The sequence below is a fragment of the Streptomyces sp. AC512_CC834 genome (assembly GCF_019049325.1).
Classification (GTDB): Bacteria; Actinomycetota; Actinomycetes; order Streptomycetales; family Streptomycetaceae; genus Streptomyces.
The window spans coordinates 149,848-168,329 of record NZ_JAGMUO010000024.1 but is presented as its reverse complement, the minus strand read 5'-3'; the positions used below and the strand labels follow the sequence as shown (position 1 = coordinate 168,329).

At 72.2% G+C, this 18,482-nt stretch carries 19 protein-coding genes; 8 read left to right on the top strand and 11 right to left on the bottom strand.

Going from position 1 to position 18,482, the window contains the following annotated elements; translation table 11 throughout:
• Positions 1–11: 11 nt before the first annotated feature.
• Complete coding sequence (locus KUM40_RS09715) at positions 12–713, bottom strand: hypothetical protein (RefSeq protein WP_254394828.1); 702 nt, start codon at positions 711–713, stop codon at positions 12–14.
• 381 nt (positions 714–1,094) lie between these two features.
• Here KUM40_RS09715 and KUM40_RS09710 point away from each other — a divergent pair, with 381 nt between their 5' ends.
• The 3 genes from KUM40_RS09710 to KUM40_RS09700 are packed head-to-tail and all read left to right on the top strand — an operon-like array spanning position 1,095 to position 4,168.
• Positions 1,095–2,402 (top strand): magnesium transporter MgtE N-terminal domain-containing protein, encoded by a 1,308-nt coding sequence (locus KUM40_RS09710; protein ID WP_217165089.1) that lies wholly within the window; start codon positions 1,095–1,097, stop codon positions 2,400–2,402.
• The gene (locus tag KUM40_RS09705; protein ID WP_217165081.1) at positions 2,392–2,991 is read left to right on the top strand and encodes a DUF1003 domain-containing protein; all 600 of its coding nucleotides are present in this window, start codon (positions 2,392–2,394) and stop codon (positions 2,989–2,991) included. Before KUM40_RS09710 ends, KUM40_RS09705 begins: the two co-directional genes overlap by 11 nt.
• A gap of 43 nt (positions 2,992–3,034) precedes the next feature.
• Complete coding sequence (locus KUM40_RS09700) at positions 3,035–4,168, top strand: Mrp/NBP35 family ATP-binding protein (protein WP_217165079.1); 1,134 nt, start codon at positions 3,035–3,037, stop codon at positions 4,166–4,168.
• A 93-nt stretch (positions 4,169–4,261) separates the two neighbouring features.
• On the opposite strand, the gene KUM40_RS09695 is transcribed toward KUM40_RS09700, so the two are convergent.
• From KUM40_RS09695 to sigE, 5 genes are all read right to left on the bottom strand, one after another.
• The gene (locus tag KUM40_RS09695; RefSeq protein ID WP_217165077.1) at positions 4,262–4,933 is read right to left on the bottom strand and encodes a hypothetical protein; all 672 of its coding nucleotides are present in this window, start codon (positions 4,931–4,933) and stop codon (positions 4,262–4,264) included.
• Between the two features lie 245 nt (positions 4,934–5,178).
• Positions 5,179–5,637 (bottom strand): sec-independent translocase, encoded by a 459-nt coding sequence (locus KUM40_RS09690; RefSeq protein WP_217165076.1) that lies wholly within the window; start codon positions 5,635–5,637, stop codon positions 5,179–5,181.
• Between the two features lie 147 nt (positions 5,638–5,784).
• Positions 5,785–8,127: a trypsin-like peptidase domain-containing protein gene (locus tag KUM40_RS09685; protein WP_308401102.1), complete on the bottom strand. Its 2,343-nt coding sequence runs from the start codon at positions 8,125–8,127 to the stop codon at positions 5,785–5,787.
• 94 nt (positions 8,128–8,221) lie between these two features.
• Positions 8,222–9,220, bottom strand: a complete 999-nt coding sequence (locus KUM40_RS09675; protein ID WP_217165074.1) for a zf-HC2 domain-containing protein — start codon at positions 9,218–9,220, stop codon at positions 8,222–8,224.
• Positions 9,217–9,891 (bottom strand): RNA polymerase sigma factor SigE, encoded by a 675-nt coding sequence (sigE, locus tag KUM40_RS09670; protein WP_217165072.1) that lies wholly within the window; start codon positions 9,889–9,891, stop codon positions 9,217–9,219. The genes KUM40_RS09675 and sigE overlap by 4 nt, the downstream gene beginning before the upstream one ends.
• 289 nt (positions 9,892–10,180) lie before the next feature.
• Between sigE and KUM40_RS09665 the strand changes: the two genes are divergently transcribed.
• Complete coding sequence (locus KUM40_RS09665; protein ID WP_308401103.1) at positions 10,181–10,879, top strand: O-methyltransferase; 699 nt, start codon at positions 10,181–10,183, stop codon at positions 10,877–10,879.
• 197 nt (positions 10,880–11,076) lie between these two features.
• On the opposite strand, the gene KUM40_RS09660 is transcribed toward KUM40_RS09665, so the two are convergent.
• Positions 11,077–11,244, bottom strand: coding sequence for a DUF3117 domain-containing protein (locus KUM40_RS09660; RefSeq protein WP_003966491.1), 168 nt, complete (start codon positions 11,242–11,244; stop codon positions 11,077–11,079).
• Between the two features lie 349 nt (positions 11,245–11,593).
• Here KUM40_RS09660 and KUM40_RS09655 point away from each other — a divergent pair, with 349 nt between their 5' ends.
• Positions 11,594–12,397, top strand: coding sequence for an enoyl-CoA hydratase/isomerase family protein (locus tag KUM40_RS09655; protein WP_217165064.1), 804 nt, complete (start codon positions 11,594–11,596; stop codon positions 12,395–12,397).
• A 79-nt stretch (positions 12,398–12,476) separates the two neighbouring features.
• On the opposite strand, the gene KUM40_RS09650 is transcribed toward KUM40_RS09655, so the two are convergent.
• Both KUM40_RS09650 and KUM40_RS09645 read right to left on the bottom strand, forming a co-directional pair.
• Entirely contained in the window at positions 12,477–13,061 is a 585-nt protein-coding gene (locus KUM40_RS09650) for a DNA-3-methyladenine glycosylase I (protein ID WP_217165062.1), read from the bottom strand.
• Positions 13,058–13,426: a DivIVA domain-containing protein gene (locus KUM40_RS09645; RefSeq protein WP_217165143.1), complete on the bottom strand. Its 369-nt coding sequence runs from the start codon at positions 13,424–13,426 to the stop codon at positions 13,058–13,060. The genes KUM40_RS09650 and KUM40_RS09645 overlap by 4 nt, the downstream gene beginning before the upstream one ends.
• A gap of 251 nt (positions 13,427–13,677) precedes the next feature.
• Between KUM40_RS09645 and folP the strand changes: the two genes are divergently transcribed.
• Entirely contained in the window at positions 13,678–14,538 is an 861-nt protein-coding gene (gene folP, locus KUM40_RS09640) for a dihydropteroate synthase (RefSeq protein WP_217165141.1), read from the top strand.
• A gap of 44 nt (positions 14,539–14,582) precedes the next feature.
• Here the strand turns inward: folP and KUM40_RS09635 are convergent, their stop codons facing one another.
• Together KUM40_RS09635 and dapE are read right to left on the bottom strand one after the other, a co-directional pair.
• Positions 14,583–15,341, bottom strand: coding sequence for a TIGR00730 family Rossman fold protein (locus KUM40_RS09635; protein WP_217165060.1), 759 nt, complete (start codon positions 15,339–15,341; stop codon positions 14,583–14,585).
• Between the two features lie 132 nt (positions 15,342–15,473).
• On the bottom strand, positions 15,474–16,553 hold the full coding sequence (dapE, locus tag KUM40_RS09630) for a succinyl-diaminopimelate desuccinylase (protein WP_217165058.1): 1,080 nt from the start codon (positions 16,551–16,553) through the stop codon (positions 15,474–15,476).
• Positions 16,554–16,637: 84 nt separating this feature from the next.
• Between dapE and KUM40_RS09625 the strand changes: the two genes are divergently transcribed.
• Positions 16,638–17,660: a heavy metal transporter gene (locus tag KUM40_RS09625; RefSeq protein ID WP_217165056.1), complete on the top strand. Its 1,023-nt coding sequence runs from the start codon at positions 16,638–16,640 to the stop codon at positions 17,658–17,660.
• A 340-nt stretch (positions 17,661–18,000) separates the two neighbouring features.
• Positions 18,001–18,432, top strand: a complete 432-nt coding sequence (locus KUM40_RS09620; RefSeq protein ID WP_217165054.1) for an ATP-binding protein — start codon at positions 18,001–18,003, stop codon at positions 18,430–18,432.
• Positions 18,433–18,482: the final 50 nt, after the last annotated feature.

Here is an 18,482-nt window from a genome sequence, read left to right as displayed (position 1 = left end):
CGGCGGATGCCCTACGACGTCGGCAGTTGCTTGCCGTAGTCGAGGGTGTCGTCCTTCGGCGGCTGCTCCAGCGTGAAGTCCTTGTTCCAGTCGGAGAAGCTGAGCGTGCCCGCGCTGCCCGCCCGCACCAGGCGCAGCGGGTACGGCGTGCCCTCCAGGGAGACGTCGAGCGAACTGCCGCGGCCCTGGTCGCCGGTGATCCGGATGGTGCGCACGCCCGCCTGCTCGTGGCGGCCGTCCGTCTTCAGCGTGCCGTGCAGGGTCAGCAGACCGCCGAGGAGGACGTCCTTGTCCGTGAAGCCGCTGAACTTCTTGTACACGGGGTCGCTCTGCGGCACCTTCACGTACTTGCCGGCCAGTTTGTCGGCCGCCTTGGCGTCGCCGCCGTCATGGCTCCAGAACCCGGCGTCGGCCTTGAGGAAGAGCTGGTCGCCGACGCGCAGCAGCCCGAACGTCGTCCCCTCGGCGGCGACCGACCCGGTCCCTCCGTCGGCCTTCAGCCGCATGTCGAGGGTGTACGTGTCGCCGCCGGCGTCCACCGTGCCGTGCAGACGTACCGTGTCGGCGACCTCGGCGGCCGTGCCGGCCTTGGCGTGGATCTTGTCGGCCGGGAGCTTGCCGAGGCCGTTGGTGCCCGCGTCGGGGTCCTCGCTGCTGCATCCCGTCAGCCCCGCTCCCGTCACCGTCACCGCCAGGGCGCACACCGCGCCCATCCAAGCGGCCCTGCGGATTCGGCGCCGGGGAGTCACAGACACAGGTGGGACTGCCTTTCTGACAGAGCTGACAGAGGTTGACACGGCTGACACGGCTGACAGGCACCGGCCCGGAGCTGACCGGGGTCCGAGCGGGCGTACCGCAGCGTACCGGGGCCGCGGACGGCGAACGGAGCCAGTCCGTCCGGACCGGCCGCCGGGGCGAGGGCGATCGGGACGGGCTAGCCTGAAGCCCGTCCGAGCGGGCAATTCGGAGAAGAGACACCGGAAAGAGACACCCGAACAGACACCAGGAAGAGACACCGGCAAGGGACACCGTACGAATCAGCTCTCACGCACCCTGACGCACGCTAACGGAGCTTGAGGAAAGGAGCCGCGGCCATGGCAGCGGGCGCCCCCCGGATCTTCGTCTCGCACCTCTCCGGCATCGCCGTGTTCGACCCGGCCGGTGACCAGGTGGGACGCGTGCGCGATCTGGTCGTCATGCTCCGCGTCGCCCGCAAGCCCCCACGGGTGCTCGGCCTGGTCGTCGAACTCACCACCCGCCGTCGCATCTTCCTGCCGATGACCCGGGTCACCGGCATCGAGTCGGGCCAGGTCATCACCACCGGCGTGGTCAACGTCCGGCGCTTCGAGCAGCGGCCGACCGAGCGCCTCGTCTTCGGCGAGCTGCTCGACCGACGGGTCACGCTCACCGAAACGGGTGAGGAGGTCACCGTGCTGGATTTGTCGGTGCAGCAGTTGCCCGCCCGCCGGGACTGGGAGATCGACAAGGTCTTCGTCCGCAAGGGCAGGAAGGGCGGCGCCTTCCGGCGTGCCAAGGGCGAGACGCTGACCGTGGAGTGGTCCGGCGTCACCGGCTTCTCCGTGGAGGAGCAGGGCCAGGGCGCGGAGAACCTGCTGGCCACCTTCGAGCAGTTGCGCCCCGCCGACCTCGCGAACGTCCTGCACCACCTGTCCGCCAAGCGCCGCGCCGAGGTAGCCGCCGCCCTCGACGACGACCGCCTGGCCGACGTACTGGAGGAGCTGCCGGAGGACGACCAGATCGAGATCCTCGGCAAGCTCAAGGAGGAGCGCGCCGCGGACGTGCTGGAGGCGATGGACCCGGACGACGCGGCCGACCTGCTCGGCGAGCTGCCGGAGGAGGACAAGGAGCGGCTGCTGAGCCTGATGCAGCCCGACGACGCGGCCGACATGCGGCGCCTGATGGCGTACGAGGAGCACACGGCCGGCGGTCTGATGACGACCGAGCCGATCGTGCTGCGGCCCGACGCGACCGTCGCCGACGCCCTGGCCCGCATCCGCAACCGCGACCTGTCCCCGGCGCACGCCGCGCAGGTCTACGTCTGCCGCCCGCCCGAGGAGACCCCGACCGGCAAGTACCTGGGCACGGTCCACTTCCAGCGCCTGCTGCGGGACCCCCCGTACACGCTGGTCGGCTCGATCATCGACGACGATCTGCAGCCCCTGGATCCGGACGCCGCGCTGCCGGTGGTCGCCGGGTTCTTCGCCGCGTACGACATGGTCGCGGCGCCCGTCGTCGACGATTCCGGGGCGCTGCTCGGCGCGGTCACCGTGGACGACGTACTGGACCACATGCTGCCCGACGACTGGCGGGAGACCGAGTACCACCTGGACGAGACGACGACCGGGGAGACGACGGGGGAGGTGGGCGCCGATGGTGCCTGAGCGCGAGACGCCGACCCGTGAGCGCGCCGCGTCGGGGGCCACCGCGTCCTCCCGTGCCCGGACCCGCCTCGACCAGCCCCGCCCGCCGCGCCGCAGGCTGCTGCCCGAGTGGGACCCGGAGTCCTTCGGCAGGCTGTCCGAGCGCGTCGCGCGCTTCCTCGGCACCGGGCGGTTCATCGTCTGGATGACGGTCGTCATCATCCTGTGGGTGGTGTGGAACGTGTCGGCGCCGAGCGGTCTGCGCTTCGACGAGTACCCGTTCATCTTCCTGACGCTGATGCTCTCGCTGCAGGCTTCCTACGCGGCCCCTTTGATCCTGCTCGCGCAGAACCGGCAGGACGACCGGGACCGGGTCAATCTGGAGCAGGACCGCAAGCAGAACGAGCGGTCGATCGCCGACACCGAGTACCTGACGCGCGAGATCGCGTCCCTGCGCATCGGCCTGGGCGAGGTCGCGACGCGGGACTGGATCCGCTCCGAGCTGCAGGACGTGCTCAGGGACCTGGAGGAGCGGCAGAACGGCCATCACCCCGACCGCGGGGTATTCCCGGCGGAACGGTCGCCGGGGCGTGACGTACACGACCGCTGACGGGGCTTTCCGTGTCCCGTGTGCGGCGCCGTACCATCGACCCATGGCTACGGAAGACGCGGTGCGTGAAGCACTGGCGACGGTGAACGACCCCGAGATCAACCGGCCCATCACCGAGCTGGGGATGGTCAAGTCGGTGGAGATCGGCGCGGACGGAGCGGTCGCGGTCGCCGTGTACCTGACGGTCTCCGGCTGCCCCATGCGGGACACCATCACGCAGCGCGTGACGGACGCGGTGTCGAGCGTCGAGGGTGTCACGCGCGTCGACGTCGAGCTGGACGTGATGAGCGACGAGCAGCGCAAGGAGCTGGCCACCGCTCTGCGCGGCGGGCAGACCGAGCGCGAGGTGCCCTTCGCCAAGCCGGGCAGTCTGACCCGGGTGTACGCGGTGGCGTCCGGCAAGGGCGGCGTCGGCAAGTCGTCGGTGACGGTGAACCTGGCGGCCTCGATGGCGGCGGACGGTCTGAAGGTCGGTGTCGTCGACGCCGACATCTACGGCCACTCCGTGCCGCGCATGCTGGGCGCCGACGGGCGTCCCACCCAGGTCGAGAACATGATCATGCCGCCTTCGGCCAACGGGGTGAAGGTCATCTCGATCGGCATGTTCACCCCGGGCAACGCGCCGGTCGTGTGGCGCGGTCCGATGCTGCACCGCGCGCTGCAGCAGTTCCTGGCGGACGTGTACTGGGGCGACCTGGACGTCCTGCTGCTCGACCTGCCGCCCGGCACCGGTGACATCGCGATCTCCGTCGCGCAGCTCGTGCCGAACGCCGAGATCCTGGTCGTGACGACCCCTCAGCAGGCCGCCGCCGAGGTGGCGGAGCGGGCCGGCGCCATCGCCGTGCAGACCCACCAGAAGATCGTCGGCGTGGTCGAGAACATGTCCGGGCTGCCCTGCCCGCACTGCGGCGAGATGGTCGACGTCTTCGGCACCGGCGGCGGCCAGTCGGTCGCCGACGGCCTGACCCGCACCACCGGCGCGTCGGTCCCGGTCCTCGGCTCCATCCCGATCGACGTCCGCCTGCGCGAGGGCGGCGACGAGGGCAAGCCCGTCGTCCTGACCGACCCGGACTCCCCGGCGGGCGCGGCGCTGCGCTCCATCGCCGGCAAGCTGGGCGGACGGCAGCGGGGGCTTGCGGGGCTGTCGCTGGGGATCACGCCGAAGAACAAGTTCTGACGCCTCGTACGGACTCGTACGGACTGGGGGCGCTGTCCGGGTGGACGGCGCCCCTTCGTCGTATCGCCCTGTCGCCGTATCGCCGTATCGGCGTCAGGCGTACGCGGCGATGTCCTTGACGACGGCGAAAGCCAGCCCGTACGCGCTCATGCCCCGTCCGTACGCCCCGAGGTGCACCCCCTGCTCGGTGGAGCCGGCGAGCACCCAGCCGAACTCGGACTCCCGGTAGTGGAAGGACGTCGGCACGCCGTCCACGGGCAGGGACAGGGTCGTCCAGTCCTCGCCGTCGAGGTCGTCGGCGAGGACCCACGCGGTCTCCGTCTGCTGCTCCAGCCAGTCGTCGCGCAGCGAGTGGTCCATCTGGCCGGGCCAGGTGAAGGACAGCAGCCCCACACCGGCCAGCCAGGCCGCCGAGGACACCGAGGTGGCCTCCAGCAGGCCCGTGCCGTCGGCGCTGCGCCGGTCGGGGTTGGCCGCGACGGTCACGACGACCGCGAACTTCTCCTTGGCGTCCTGCTCGTCGCCCGCCACGTGCTCGTTGCGCACCGACGGTTCGTCGCCGTGCCCGATCGAACCGTGCTCCACGGCCCCGTCGGCCGCCTCACCGATCTGCATCAGTCTGCGCCGCCCCGTGAAGGCCTCGTCGAGGCCGTACCACGGGAAGGGCGCGCGCAGGTAGCCGTCGACCGCACTCCGGCCGGGGGCGGACTGTGGTCCACCCTCCGCGGCCGGCGTCTGCGCGACTGCCCGACTCGTCGTCTCCATGTACCCGGACGCCTCCTCGCTCTCGTCGGACCGGCCCGGCCCGCCCCCCTTCGGGCGCACTCGTCCGGTCCGCACAACAACTCGGGCAGCATAGCCACACCACTGGCGGCAGCCGGGAAACGCCCGGCGCGTGGGTCGCGCGAACGTCGCCTTCACGGCTTGTGCGCCCCGTCCGGAGTATGAGACGCGTCACGTTCGCGGCCGGCGGGCCGGAATCAGGAGGGGACGGGATCAGGGGGACGGGATCAGGTGGCGTCCGCGTCGAAGGGCGGGCGGTCGTCGTCGGCCGCGGGCTTCTCGGACTTCTCGGGCTTCTTCGACATGTCGATCCGACCGCTGTCGGAACCGGACGAGGAGGACCCGGACGGCGAGGATTCCGTGTCGCGGCCGTGGACCGCGTCCGTGACCTCGGCCATCTCCTTCTTCAGGTCGAAGCCGTTGCGGAGCTCCTTGAGCCCCAGCTCGTCGTTGTCCAACTGCTTGCGGATGAAAGTCTTGGGGTTGAGATCCTCGAACTCGAAGTCCTTGAACTCGGGGCCCAGCTCCGAGCGGATGTCCTGCTTGGCGCTGTCCGAGAACTCCCGGATCTTCCGGATGGTGCGCGTCACGTCCTGGATAACCTTGGGGAGCTTGTCCGGACCGAAGACGAGCACGGCGAGGACGACGAGCGTCACCAGCTCTAGTGCGCCTATGTCATTGAACACCTGAAGCTCCTTGGGATGTCCGGGCCGCCACCACGGTACCCGCCGACCCCGTCCGACCGGTACCGTCCCGTGAGCCCCGAGTGGGTGTATGCGGGCGCTTTCCGAATTGTTTGCCTTCCTGGTGCCTTGTCGGGCCCGCGCGACGGGTCAGTCGCCGCCGGAGGAGCCCAGCACCAGTGAGACCTTGGTCTCCTTGCCGCCGCGCTCGAGGGTCAGCTCCAGACGGTCGCCGGGGCGGTGGGCGCGGGTCTTGACGATGAGTTCCTCGCCGGAGTGCACGCGTTGTCCGTCGATCGCGGTGATCACGTCCCCGGGCTTGATGCCGGCCTCGGCGCCGGGGCCGCCCTTGGTGACCGCCGGTCCGCCGTCGCTGCCCTTGGCGCCCACGCGGGCGCCGTCGCCCGTGTAGCTCATGTCGAGGGTGATGCCGATGACGGGGTGGGTGGCCTTGCCGGTGTTGATCAGTTCCTCGGCGACGCGCTTGCCCTGGTTGATGGGGATGGCGAAGCCGAGGCCTATGGAACCGGCCTGGCCGCCGTCCGGCTCGGCGCCGCCGCTGTCGGCGGAGCGGATGGCGGAGTTGATGCCGATGGCCCGGCCCTGGGCGTCCAGGAGGGGGCCGCCGGAGTTGCCGGGGTTGATGGGCGCGTCGGTCTGCAGGGCGTCCACGTACGAGATGTCGCTGCCGTCACCCTCCTCGCCGCCCGCGGTGATGGGCCGTTCCTTGGCGCTGATGATGCCGGAGGTGACCGTGCCGGCCAGGTCGAAGGGGGCGCCGATGGCGACGACGGGGTCGCCGACCCGCACGTTGTCGGAGTTGCCGAGCGGCATGGGGGTGAGGCCGCTGACGCCCTTGACCTTCACGACGGCGAGGTCGTATCCGCTGTCGCGGCCGACGACGGTGGCCTCGGCGGTGTCGCCGCTGTTGAAGGTCACGGTTATCTCGCCGCCGGATCCTGCGGGCTCCACGACGTGGTTGTTGGTCAGGATGTGGCCCCGGTCGTCGAGTACGAAGCCGGTGCCGGTGCCGGCCGCCTCGCTGCCGTTCACGTGCAGGGTCACGACGCTGGGCAGGGCCCGCGCGGCGATGCCGGCGACGCTGTCCGGCGCCCGCTTGGCCGCCTCGTGGCCGGCCTGCGGGAGCTCGATCGTCCCCACGCCTCCGTTGCGCTCCAGGTACGCGCCCATGGCGCCGCCGATGCCACCGGATACCAGGGCGACGAGCAGCGCCCCGCCGACGAGCGCCTTCGCCGTCCGCCCGCGTCGCCGCTTCGGCGGCCGGCCGGCCGCGTCGGCGTGGTGAAGGGGCGCGGCAGCGGCCGAGGCGGCCCAGGGGTCGTAACGCCCCCAGGGATCGGAGACGGGCTCGGCGCCCTGCCCCGGGGCCGTCGACCCCGCCCACGGGTCGGAGGCTCCCGTCGGCGACGGGCCGGAAGGCGGGGCGTCCGCCAGAGCCGGGACGGCGGGCGCGGCAGAGGCTGCGTGGGCCACCGCGTCCTGCCCCGGTGGCGCCGCCGGATGCTGCGCCGGCGGTACCGGAGGCGGGGCATCCGCGAACGACGGATCGGCCACCGCACCCGAAGGCGCCACCACCGACCCCGGCGCGAACGGAGCCGACGAGGCCCCGGCCGGGTCGTGCGGCACTGACGCGTCCGGACCCGCCGTCACCGCGCCGGACGCGGGCACAGCCGAGGCGGGCGGCACCGACGCGTGCGGGCTCGAGGTAACCGTGCCGTGCGAGGGCGCGGCCGGGGCCGAGGCGTCCGGCCCCGGCGTCACCATGCCAGACGCCGGGGCGGCCGGGGCGGGCGAGGCCGCCGTCACCGCGCCGGGCGCGGCCGGGGCGAGCGGCGCCGACGCGGGCGGACCCGGCGTCACCATGCTGGGCCCGGGGATGCCCGTGCCGGGCGCCGACGGGGCCGGGGACGTGGACGGGGCGGGCGAGGTGGGCGTCGCCGTGCCGTGTGCCGGTGTCGTCGCCGGGTGCTGGACCGGGGGCGCGGGGGCCCAGGGGCCCGGCTCACCGTAGGGCGGGGTGCTGTACGGGTCGGGTTCGTGCAGCGGCTTGGGACGCTCGGCTGCGGTCTCGACGTCGGGACCGCCCTGCCGGTGCGAGCCCGCACCCTCCGCCGAGGCAGCGTCGGAACCGCCCTGCCAGTTCGAACCCGCACCCTCCACCGAGGCGACGTCGGTGTCCGGCCGTGGTGGCGGAGTGGGGTTCGCGGGGGCGTCCGGGGCGGTCAGGGGGAGGTCCAGCTCGTAGTCCCCGTCGCCGTCCCCGTGCCCGTCCCTGTCCGCCCCGTCGGCGACGCGGGGCGGTGCCGGGCGTTCCAGCTCGAAGTCGCCCCCGTCGGTCTCCCGGGCGCCGGCACTCGTGCCGGTGGCTTGCGTCGGGTCGGGGCGCTTCAGTTCGAAGTCGCCGTCGGGCGTGTCTTCGGACGAGCGGGGACGACTCCACCACTTCGCCTTCGTGGACTTCCCCTCGTTCATGTTCTCCCCCGCACCCGGCCGCAGTTCGTCGGCTCCAAGGGCTCTGGCGCCAACCCGGATTCAATCAGGTTCACGGGCCGGCGCGCAGATCCGGTCAGCGAACCGAAGGGTAGGAGGCGGCCGGGGAAGCCGCCGGGTAGGGGGACGGAGCCGGGCCGGGGGCGGCGAGCAGGCTGGGCGGCCTGACCTCGGGAGCCGCCGACCAGGAGGTCAGGGCGAGCGGCGGAACGGCCTCCAGCGGACGTATCAGCGGGGACATGGCGGCGGCACCGGCCGTCACCGGAGCGGTCAGCGCGCGCATGGCCTGCTCCCGCGCATCGCGCGCGGCGGGGGCCGGCGGCATCCCGGGCAGCAGCGGCGCGGAGGCCGTGGTGGGCGCGACGGCGGCGTCGCCCTGCGACCGCTGGCCCTGTCCGAGCAGCGGACCGCCCGTGCGGCGGCGCTGGCTCTCGGGGCTGGTGGCCGCTCCCGAGCCCTGGGTGCGCATCGGCGTCACATTGCTGCCGCTGCCCGAGCCGCGTGCCTCGGCGGTGGTGGTGTCCGGCGTGCCGAGGGTGACGCCGCCCAGCGCGATCGCGGCCAGCGACACCGCCCCGGCGGCGGCGAAGGCGAACCGCATGCCGCGCGAGGCCGACCGCTCGGACTCCTGCCTGCTCACGTCGTGGATCCGGAAGCCCCGCCCCGGTGCGGACGGCGCCAGTACCGAGGCGTGCGGCGACCGGGCGGGGACGTAGTCGAACTCGAACCGCTCGCCCCGCTTGGTGCCGAAGACGCCAGCGCCCCCGGAGGTGTTGAACCCTCCGGACAGCCCGGCGAGCGGCGAGCCGCCGCCGTCGGTGTCACCGCCCCCGGGGAGCCCCTGGAGGCGGGCCAGGAAACTCTCCGACGGGGCCGGCGGGGCCGACTCCGCGAAGACGTTCTTCAACCGGCGCTGCGCGTCGACCTCCGACTTGCACTTCGGGCAGGTGGCCACGTGCGCCAGTACGCGCTCACGCGCGTCATGACCGAGCTCTCCGTCCACCAGGGCGGAGAGTCGGTCTCCCAGATGCTGCTCTGCGAGGTGTCCCTCGGGCTCAGGCCGTGACCCACTCACGCGCTCGTGCCCCCTCCTCCCAGTGCGGGCACACCGGCCGCGAACGAGCGACGCTCGGCACGCGCCTTGGGCGAACGGTGCGCGAGGGCCTTGCGCAACTGCGAGCGGCCGCGGTGGATACGGGAGCGGACCGTGCCGAGCTTGACGCCGAGAGTCGCGGCGATCTCCTCGTACGACAGCCCCTCGATGTCGCACAGGACGACGGCGGCCCGGAACTCGGGCGCGAGGGTGTCCAGCGCCTGCTGGACGTCCGCGTCGAAGTGGGCGTCGTGGAAGAGCTGCTGCGGGGTGGGCTCCTTGCTGGGCAGGCGCTCGGCCGCGTCGTCGCCGAGCGCGTCGAACCTGATGCGCTGCTTGCGGCGGACCATGTCCAGGAAGAGATTGGTGGTGATGCGGTGCAGCCAGCCCTCGAAGGTGCCCGGCGTGTAGGTCGACAGGGACCGGAAGACGCGGACGAAGACCTCCTGGGTGAGGTCCTCGGCGTCGTGCTGGTTGCCCGTGAGTCGGTAGGCGAGGCGGTAGACCCGGCCGCTGTGGGTGCTGACGATCTCCTCCCAGGTGGGCGGAGTCCACGCCTGCCCGTCCGCGTCGGTGGAGAAGGTCGCGGTCTGGGTGTGTCCCGTGGTGGCGGGACCGTCGGCGTGGCTGTGGTCAGCAGCGGTGTCGTTCACGGATTTCGGCCTGCCTGCCGATCCGAGGAAGCGCCTGAGCACTCCGCCCCGATCCGCGGGTACGGCCGCACCTCCCCTGTCGGCTCTGGTGGTGTCCAGTGGAGCCCCTACCATAGCCACCTCGCCCGTTAGCTCCGGATAAGCGGTTTTACGAGAATTTGATCTGGGCCGGCACGGCTCGTACGGCCGCGCCGGCAGTTGCCCGACACCCTGACCCATGCGCCGCCCCCCGTCGCGGCCCCGGCCGCTCAGTCGCCTCTTCGCTCTCCCCTTTTGAACGACTGGTCCCATCTGCGGGTTCCCGACGGCAGCGGATACAGTCACGCCGAGGCAACAACGGGGACAGGAGAGGGTCATTACCGGCAACCGGCAGACGAGCTGGGCGTTCGCCGACGCCTATGTCGCCGAGGACGACGCGCTGCTCTGGGCACGCGACCGGGCCCGCGAGGCGGGCCTGCGCTCGGTGACCCCCGGCACGGGTTCCGCCCTGGGGTTGCTCGCCGCCACCGTGGACGCCAAGGCGGTCGCGGAGATCGGCACCGGTTGCGGCGTCTCCGGGATCCATCTGCTGTACGGAATGCGGCCGGACGGCGTACTGACCACGGTCGACCCGGAGCCGGAACACCAGCAGTTCGCGCGTCAGGCCTTCCGGGCCGCGGGCTTCGCCAGCAACCGGGCCCGGTTCATTCCCGGGCGCGCCCTGGATGTGCTGCCCCGGCTCGCGGACGCCGGCTACGACCTCGTCTTCTGCGACGGCGACCGGCTGGAGTACCTGGACTATCTCGATGAATCGTTGCGCCTGCTGCGCCCCGGAGGTCTCGTCGCCTTCGAGGGCGTCTTCGGCGCCGGCCGGACGATCGACTCCGGTCCGCAGCCCACCGAGGTGCTGCGGCTGCGGGAACTCCTGCGCGCGGTGCGGGAGAGCCAGGAACTGGTGCCGTCGCTGCTTCCGGTGGGCGACGGGCTGCTGTGCGCCGTCAAGCGCTGAGGCCCGGCGCCGGAGAAACGTGCGGCGCCGAAGAGGCCGTGAACCACTGGAGAGGCGCTGAAGAGGCGCTGACGAAGCGCTGACGAGACGTGAAGAACCGTGAGGCGCTGAAGGAAATCGCCGGGCGCCGAAGAAAACAATCGCCCCGGCACCATGTCCGGTACCGGGGCGACTGAACGGGTATGGTCGCTCGCGCGTCAGCCGACGACCTTCTTGAGGGCGTCGCCGAGCGCGTCGGCCTCATCGGGGGTCAGCTCGACGACGAGCCGCCCGCCGCCTTCGAGCGGAACGCGCATGACGATGCCCCGCCCCTCCTTTGTCACCTCGAGCGGGCCATCGCCCGTCCGCGGCTTCATGGCCGCCATGCTCGTTCCCCTTCCTGATACCAGCTCACCGTCACCGCCGACGGCCCGTGAGGGCACGCGCAGTCCGGCTTGGACGCGCGACACCGGCATCGAACACATTGCTTCCCAGCCATTATCCCGCATCCCAGGACCCGATGACCAACATCGGTCGGCATCGCTTGGGCAACGCGCGCGAGCAAAACCACTCAATTCGGCGATGTGACTGCGATACTGCGCCCCTTCGCGCACTTCCGCCGAATGGATACGGACCGGAATTCTTTGACGCAGGTCACATCTCCCGAGCGATCCGTCGCCGGTGATCTCCGTCATGCTGTCTGCGGACACACGCCACTACGCGGAGGGGATTTCCATGGCCGACACCGTGCTCTACGAGGTGAGCGACGGGCTCGCGACGATCACGCTGAACCGCCCCGAGGCGATGAACGCGCTGAACATCGAGACCAAGGTCGCGCTCCGGGACGCGGTGCGCTCCGCGGCGGCCGACGACGCCGTACGGGCCGTGCTGCTGACGGCGGCCGGGGAGCGGGCGTTCTGTGTCGGTCAGGACCTCAAGGAACACATCGGGCTGCTGGCCGCCGACCGGGAGACCGGCTCGGGGCAGACCATGAGCACGGTGCGCGAGCACTACAACCCGATCGTGCGGGCGCTCGCCGGGGCCGAGAAGCCGGTGGTCGCCGCCGTGAACGGCGTGGCGGCGGGGGCGGGCCTCGGTTTCGCGCTGGCGGCGGACTACCGGATCGTCGCGGACACGGCGGCGTTCAACACGTCCTTCGCGGGGGTGGCGCTCACCGCCGACTCCGGCATCTCCTGGACGCTCCCGCGTGTCGTGGGCCCCGGGCGCGCCGCGGACCTGCTGCTCTTCCCGCGCAGCATCGGCGCGCAGGAGGCGTACGAGCTGGGCATCGCCACCCGGGTCGTGCCCGCCGGCGAGCTGCGCGCCGAGGCCGAGAAGACGGCGCGGGCGCTGGCCGAGGGGCCGACGGTGGCGTACGCGGCGCTGAAGGAGGCGATGGCGTACGGGCTGACGCACTCGCTCTCCGAGACGCTGGACAAGGAGGAGGAGCTGCAGTCGCGGGCGGGCTCCTCGGAGGATCACGCGATCGCCGTGCAGGCGTTCGTCAACAAGGAGAAGCCGCGCTACCTGGGCCGATGAGCGGCAGTCCCCAGGCCGGGCAGCCCTGGTTCGGCCTGGTCCGGCCCAGTCCCTACCCCCCGGCCCTTAGCCCCTGGCCCTAGCCCCGGCGGGCCACGCACGTCGCCAGGTGGTCGTCGACCAGTCCGCACGCCTGCATCAGCGCGTACGCCGTCGTCGGGCCGACGAAGCGCAGGCCCCGCTTCTTCAGGGCCTTGGACAGCGCCGTGGACTCGGGTGTGACGGCCGGGACGTCGGCGAGGGTCTTCGGGGCCGGTCGCCCGGCCGGGTCCGGGGCGTGCGACCAGATCAGCTCGTCCAGGTCGCCGGGGACCCACTCGGCCAGCACGCGCGCGTTGGCGAGGGTCGCGTCGATCTTGGCGCGGTTGCGGATGATGCCGGCGTCGGCGAGCAGGCGCTCGCGGTCCTCGTCGGTGAAGGCCGCCACCTTGACGATCTCGAAGTCGGCGAAGGCGGCACGGAACCCGGTGCGGCGGCGCAGGATGGTGATCCAGGACAGGCCCGACTGGAAGGCCTCCAGGCTGAGCCGCTCGAACAGGGCGTCGTCACCGTGGACCGGGCGGCCCCACTCGTCGTCGTGATACGTGACGTAGTCCGCGGTGGACAGGGCCCACGGGCAGCGCGGCGCGCCGTCGGGGCCCGCGACGGCCTCCCCGGCGCTCACTGCTGCTCCTCCTGGGCCGGCTTGTCCATGACGACGTGGCGGTCGTGGCGGTGGGCCACCGCGGCCCGGGCGCCCGCCAGCGCGGACTCCAGGTCGGCGATCCGGGCGTCGCGCTCGGACAGCTCGGCGCCGAGGCGGCCGAGGGCGTCGTCGACCTCCGCCATGCGGTAGCCGCGGACCACGAGCGGGAAGCGCAGCCGCTCCACGTCGCCGCGGCCCACCGGGCGGTCCGGGGGCAGGGAGTCCCGCAACCGCTCGGGTTCGGCGTCGGGCAGCGGCCCGCTGTCGCCGCCGCCCACCACGGCGAGCGTCACCGCGGCCACCACCACGGCCAGCGCGATGACGAGGAACAGGAACATGACCATCGCTGGGGCCCCCATGGTCGGGTCGGGTCGGATCGGGTCGAGCGCGGCGACCGCGTCGACCGCGTCGGTGCGGCGCATCGCCTGCTGGTTGGTCTGAGTCGGAGTCGAGTCGGAGTCGGTTGTGCCGGGTCCGATCGTGCCATGCGAGTCTGACAGTCGGGGCCGCGGCCGTCGAAGGACGTGTATCCGAGGTCGAGAGCGGGACGAGAGTACGACGAGAGAACGGTGTGGACGAGGAGATGTCACAGGGGATGCTCAGGCTGGGCAGGCGTGAATTCGCGGCGCACGAGCCGGTGATCATGGCGATCGTGAACCGGACCCCGGACTCCTTCTACGACCAGGGGGCGACCTTCCGCGACGAGCCCGCCCTCGCGCGCGTGGAGCAGGCGGTGGCCGAGGGCGCCGCGATCATCGACATCGGCGGCGTGAAGGCCGGCCCCGGGGACGAGGTGTCGGCCGAGGAGGAGGCGCGGCGGACGGTGGGGTTCGTCGCGGAGGTGCGGCGGCGCTTCCCGGACGTCGTGATCAGCGTGGACACGTGGCGGCACGACGTCGGCGAGGCCGTGTGCGAGGCGGGGGCGGACCTGCTGAACGACGCGTGGGGCGGCGTCGACCCGAAGCTCGCGGAGGTCGCGGCGCGGTACGGGGTGGGGCTGGTGTGCACGCACGCCGGCGGCGCCGAGCCGCGCACCCGGCCGCACCGGGTGACGTACGACGACGTCGTGGCCGACATCCTCGAGGTGACGTCGGGCCTGGCGGAGCGGGCGGTGGGGCTGGGGGTGCCGCGGGAGTCGGTGCTGATCGATCCGGGGCACGACTTCGGGAAGAACACGCGGCACAGCCTGGAGGCGACCCGGCGGCTCGAGGAGATGGTGGAGACGGGGTGGCCGGTGCTGGTGTCCCTGTCCAACAAGGACTTCGTCGGGGAGACGCTGGACCGCCCGGTGAAGGAGCGGGTGATCGGCACGCTGGCGACGACGGCGGTGTCGGCGTGGCTGGGGGCGCGGGTGTACCGGGTGCACGAGGTGGCGGAGACGCGGCAGGTGCTGGACATGGTGGCGACGATCGCCGGTCACCGGGCGCCCGCGGTGGCCCGGCGGGGGTTGGCGTAGGCAGGCGGGAGCACCGCCCCCGCCACGCCGCCGGTGTGCTCCCGCTACCGGCCCGCCTCCTTGGAGACCAGGGCCACCGCCTCGTCGACGTCGTCCGTGACGTGGAAGAGCAGGAGGTCCTTCTCCGCGGCCTTGCCCTCGGCCACCAGGGTGCCCCGGAGCCAGTCGACCAGGCCGCCCCAGTACTCGGAGCCGAACAGGACGATGGGGAAGCGGGTCACCTTCTGGGTCTGTACCAGGGTGAGGGCCTCGAAGAGTTCGTCGAGCGTGCCGAGGCCGCCGGGCAGGACGACGAAGCCCTGCGCGTACTTCACGAACATCATCTTGCGGACGAAGAAGTACCGGAAGTTCAGGCCGATGTCGACGTAGGGGTTGAGACCCTGCTCGAAGGGCAGTTCGATACCGAGGCCGACCGAGGTGCCCTTGGCCTCCAGGGCGCCCTTGTTGGCCGCCTCCATGGCGCCGGGCCCGCCGCCGGTGATGACGGCGAAACCCGCCTCCACCAGGCCGCGGCCCAGCCGCACGCCCGCCTCGTACTCCGGTGAGTCCACCGCCGTCCGGGCGGAGCCGAAGACGCTGATGGCGGGCGGGAGTTCGGCCAGCGTGCCGAAGCCCTCGATGAACTCCGACTGGATGCGCAGGACCCGCCAGGGGTCGGTGTGCACCCAGTCCGTCGGCGCACGCTCGTCCAGCAGCCGCTGGTCCGTGGTGCTCTTCTGGACCTGACCCCGCCGCCGGAGGACAGGGCCCAGGCGCTGCTCCTCCGGTGGCCGCTTCTTGCCCTCGGGGTTGCCGGTAGCCATGCGCGCTCCCTCCAGTTGCAGGTTCTTCCACCTCAGCGTAGATCTACGCGGGTTACGTACGAGGGACCTCAGCATGTCCGCCACGCAGCGACATAAACCCACAGTGGATCACGCCGTGAGTCATGCCGTGAGTCATGCCGTCAGCCACGATCGCAGGCGCTCCTCCCCCGCGAGGATCTTCTTCACCTCGACCCGCTCGTCGCGCTTGTGCGCCAAGTGCGGGTTGCCCGGGCCGTAGTTGACCGCCGGGACGCCGAGCGCGGAGAAACGCGACACGTCCGTCCAGCCGTACTTGGGCTGCGGGGTGCCGCCCACCGCCTCGATGAAGGCCGCCGCGGCCGGGTGGGACAGGCCGGGCAGGGCCGCGCCGCTGTGGTCGTCGACCACGAAGTCCGTCACCCCGCAGTCGGCGAAGACCTCACGCACGTGGGCGAGGGCCTCCTCGGGGCTGCGGTCCGGGGCGTAGCGGAAGTTGACCGTGACCACGCACGCGTCGGGGATGACGTTGCCCGCCACACCGCCCGTGACACCGACCGCGTTGAGGCCCTCGCGGTACTCCAGGCCGTCGATCACCGGGTAGCGGGGCTCGTACGCGGCGAGGCGCGCGAGGATCGGGGCGGCGGCGTGGATGGCGTTGGAGCCCATCCAGGAGCGCGCCGAGTGCGCCCGCTCGCCGGTCGTCTTCAGTAGCACCCGCAGCGTGCCCTGGCAGCCGCCCTCCACCTGGCCGTCGGACGGTTCGAGGAGCACCGCGAAGTCGCCCTCCAGCCACTCGGGGTGTGCCTCGGCGACGTGCTTCAGGCCGTTCAGCTCGGCGGCGACCTCCTCGTTGTCGTAGAAGACGAAGGTCAGGTCGCGGTTGGGGGCCGGGACGGTCGCCGCGATGCGCAACTGGACCGCGACGCCCGCCTTCATGTCGCAGGTGCCGCAGCCCCACAGGACGCCGTCCTCGTCCAGCCGCGAGGGGACGTTGTCGGCGATCGGCACCGTGTCGATGTGACCGGCCAGGATCACGCGTTCCGCGCGGCCCAGCTCCGTGCGGGCGACCACGTTGTTGCCGTACCGCTCGACCGACAGGTGGGGCAGCGCGCGCAGGGCGCTCTCGACCGCGTCCGCCAGCGGCTCCTCGGTGCCGCTCTCGGACGGGAAGTCGACGAGCCGCGCGGTAAGCTCGGCGGCGTCCAGCGTGAGGTCAAGCGGGGTATCGGCCATGGGCCCGACCCTAACGCCCGTGCCCTTTCGGGCACTGTGCCTACCCGGCGTACACCGGACGCTACCCTCCAGTACCTTGTACGCGTGCTTCAGCCGTCCCCACCCCGCAAACGCCATGGCCGCCTCGCCCGTTCCGGTGCCGCCTCCATGGTCCTGCTCGCGGTCGCCGGTTATCTGGTGGTGCAGTACGTCACCGGGGGCGCGGGCGCTCCGGGGTGCAAGGTGACCTCCGTCGGCGGGGGCAGCGCCCGGACGACCTACGAGTTCACGCCGGAGCAGGCGGTGAACGCGGCGACGATCACCGCCGTGGGCACGGCACGCAAGCTGCCGGAGCAGGCCGTGACGATCGCGCTGGCGACCGCGCTCCAGGAGTCGGCGCTGCGCAACCTCGACCACGGCGACAAGGACTCCCTCGGCCTGTTCCAGCAGCGGCCCTCGTGGGGGTGGGGCACGCCGGAGGAGATCATGGACCCGGCGTACTCGGCGGGCGCGTTCTACGACCACCTGGTCAAGGTGCCCGGCTACCTCGACCTGCCGGTGACCGACGCCGCCCAGCGCGTGCAGCGCAGCGGCTTCCCGGACGCGTACGCCAAGCACGAACCGGACGCCGAGCTGCTCGCCGCCGCGCTCACCGGACGGTCCGCGGCGACGCTGACCTGCGACGGGCGCCCCGGCGCGACCCGCGAGAAGGGGCCGGACGCGATACGCGCGGCGCTGGTGCGGGACTTCGGGCACACGGTGCTCCAGCCGGCCGGCACGGACGTGGACGCCGACGGCAACGGCAACGCCTCCACCGGGACCGCGGCCGGGTCCGGGTCCGGGTCCGGGTCCGACGAGCGGACCGTGACGGTGCCCGTGACCGGCGGCACCGGTGCGGGAGCCGAGCGGGAGGCCGGGCGGCGCGGCTGGCAGCTCGCGCACTGGGCGGTGGCGAACGCCTCCGCGCTGCACATCCAACGGGTCTCCTACGCGGGCCGGGAATGGACCGCGGGCAACACCGACAGCAAGTGGTATCCGACGACGGCCACCGAGGACAAAGGGGCCGACGAGGGCGGCAAGGGCGCGGAGCGGACGGCCGGGTCGGTGCGGATCACGTCAGCCCGATAGCGCTCGCCCGTCCGCGAGCGCTCGCCCGTACGATCCGTCACCCTCACGAGTTACCCGCACAGGCGCGAGGTCGACGCGGTGCACGCGTATTCGCGCCGTCACCTCCGAATGCGTGACAGCCCAGAAGACTCAAGGGGCGTAAGGATTCAGCAGACTTTCCGACCGGCGCCCTTTTGCCCGTTTTTCTGTGCACCTGATAATGCGATGCATTACCAACTCTTTACGTTGGGTCGCCGCAACCTTCGTGGCCCTCGAGCGGTAGTCACTGCGTCCGGGCCCGGTCGATCACTCGCCGGGCACGGTCGAAACACCCATCGTTGACTTCCGTCGAAGGAGCATCATGTCCCTCCCCCTGACCCGCCGGATCGCCCGTGCCGCGCTGCTCGTCGCTGCGGGAGCGGCTGCCGGGGTCGGTGCGGCCGGCTCCGCCAGCGCGGCTCCCGAACTGCCGGCCACCCCGAACCTCGGGGGACTGACCGCCCTGGACGGGGCGAATCTCGGCAACACGGTCGACTCCGCGGCCCAGAACGCCACCGGGCTCGCGGGTGAGACCGGCGGCAAGGCCGTCGAGAAGGCCGTGCCGACCGCGGGCAAGGCCGGTGGTTCGGTCGTCAAGAAGGCCACGCCGGCGGCGCAGAACGCCGCCGGGGACGCGGCGGGCTCCGCCGGGGACATCGTCGGTGACACGACGAAGACCGCCACCAAGGGCGGCCTGCCGACGGACGCGCTGGGCAAGGGCGGCCTGCCGGTTCAGGGGCTGCCGCTCGGCTGACGGCGGTCGCGCCGCGCTCGTACGGCGCCGGGGCCCGGGGTTCGTTCCCC

What these genes read in the sequence shown, in the direction of transcription:
- KUM40_RS09695 (WP_217165077.1), bottom strand. Translation starts at nt 4,933, where the DNA reads ATGGAGACGACGAGTCGGGCAGTCGCGCAGACGCCGGCCGCGGAGGGT.
- KUM40_RS09635 (WP_217165060.1), bottom strand. Translation starts at nt 15,341, where the DNA reads ATGGCTACCGGCAACCCCGAGGGCAAGAAGCGGCCACCGGAGGAGCAG.
- KUM40_RS09705 (WP_217165081.1), top strand. Translation starts at nt 2,392, where the DNA reads ATGGTGCCTGAGCGCGAGACGCCGACCCGTGAGCGCGCCGCGTCGGGG.
- KUM40_RS09660 (WP_003966491.1), bottom strand. Translation starts at nt 11,244, where the DNA reads ATGGCGGCCATGAAGCCGCGGACGGGCGATGGCCCGCTCGAGGTGACA.
- KUM40_RS09700 (WP_217165079.1), top strand. Translation starts at nt 3,035, where the DNA reads ATGGCTACGGAAGACGCGGTGCGTGAAGCACTGGCGACGGTGAACGAC.
- KUM40_RS09710 (WP_217165089.1), top strand. Translation starts at nt 1,095, where the DNA reads ATGGCAGCGGGCGCCCCCCGGATCTTCGTCTCGCACCTCTCCGGCATC.
- KUM40_RS09715 (WP_254394828.1), bottom strand. Translation starts at nt 713, where the DNA reads ATGGGCGCGGTGTGCGCCCTGGCGGTGACGGTGACGGGAGCGGGGCTG.
- KUM40_RS09620 (WP_217165054.1), top strand. Translation starts at nt 18,001, where the DNA reads ATGTCCCTCCCCCTGACCCGCCGGATCGCCCGTGCCGCGCTGCTCGTC.
- folP (WP_217165141.1), top strand. Translation starts at nt 13,678, where the DNA reads ATGCTCAGGCTGGGCAGGCGTGAATTCGCGGCGCACGAGCCGGTGATC.
- KUM40_RS09685 (WP_308401102.1), bottom strand. Translation starts at nt 8,127, where the DNA reads ATGAACGAGGGGAAGTCCACGAAGGCGAAGTGGTGGAGTCGTCCCCGC.
- KUM40_RS09655 (WP_217165064.1), top strand. Translation starts at nt 11,594, where the DNA reads ATGGCCGACACCGTGCTCTACGAGGTGAGCGACGGGCTCGCGACGATC.
- KUM40_RS09645 (WP_217165143.1), bottom strand. Translation starts at nt 13,426, where the DNA reads ATGGTCATGTTCCTGTTCCTCGTCATCGCGCTGGCCGTGGTGGTGGCC.
- dapE (WP_217165058.1), bottom strand. Translation starts at nt 16,553, where the DNA reads ATGGCCGATACCCCGCTTGACCTCACGCTGGACGCCGCCGAGCTTACC.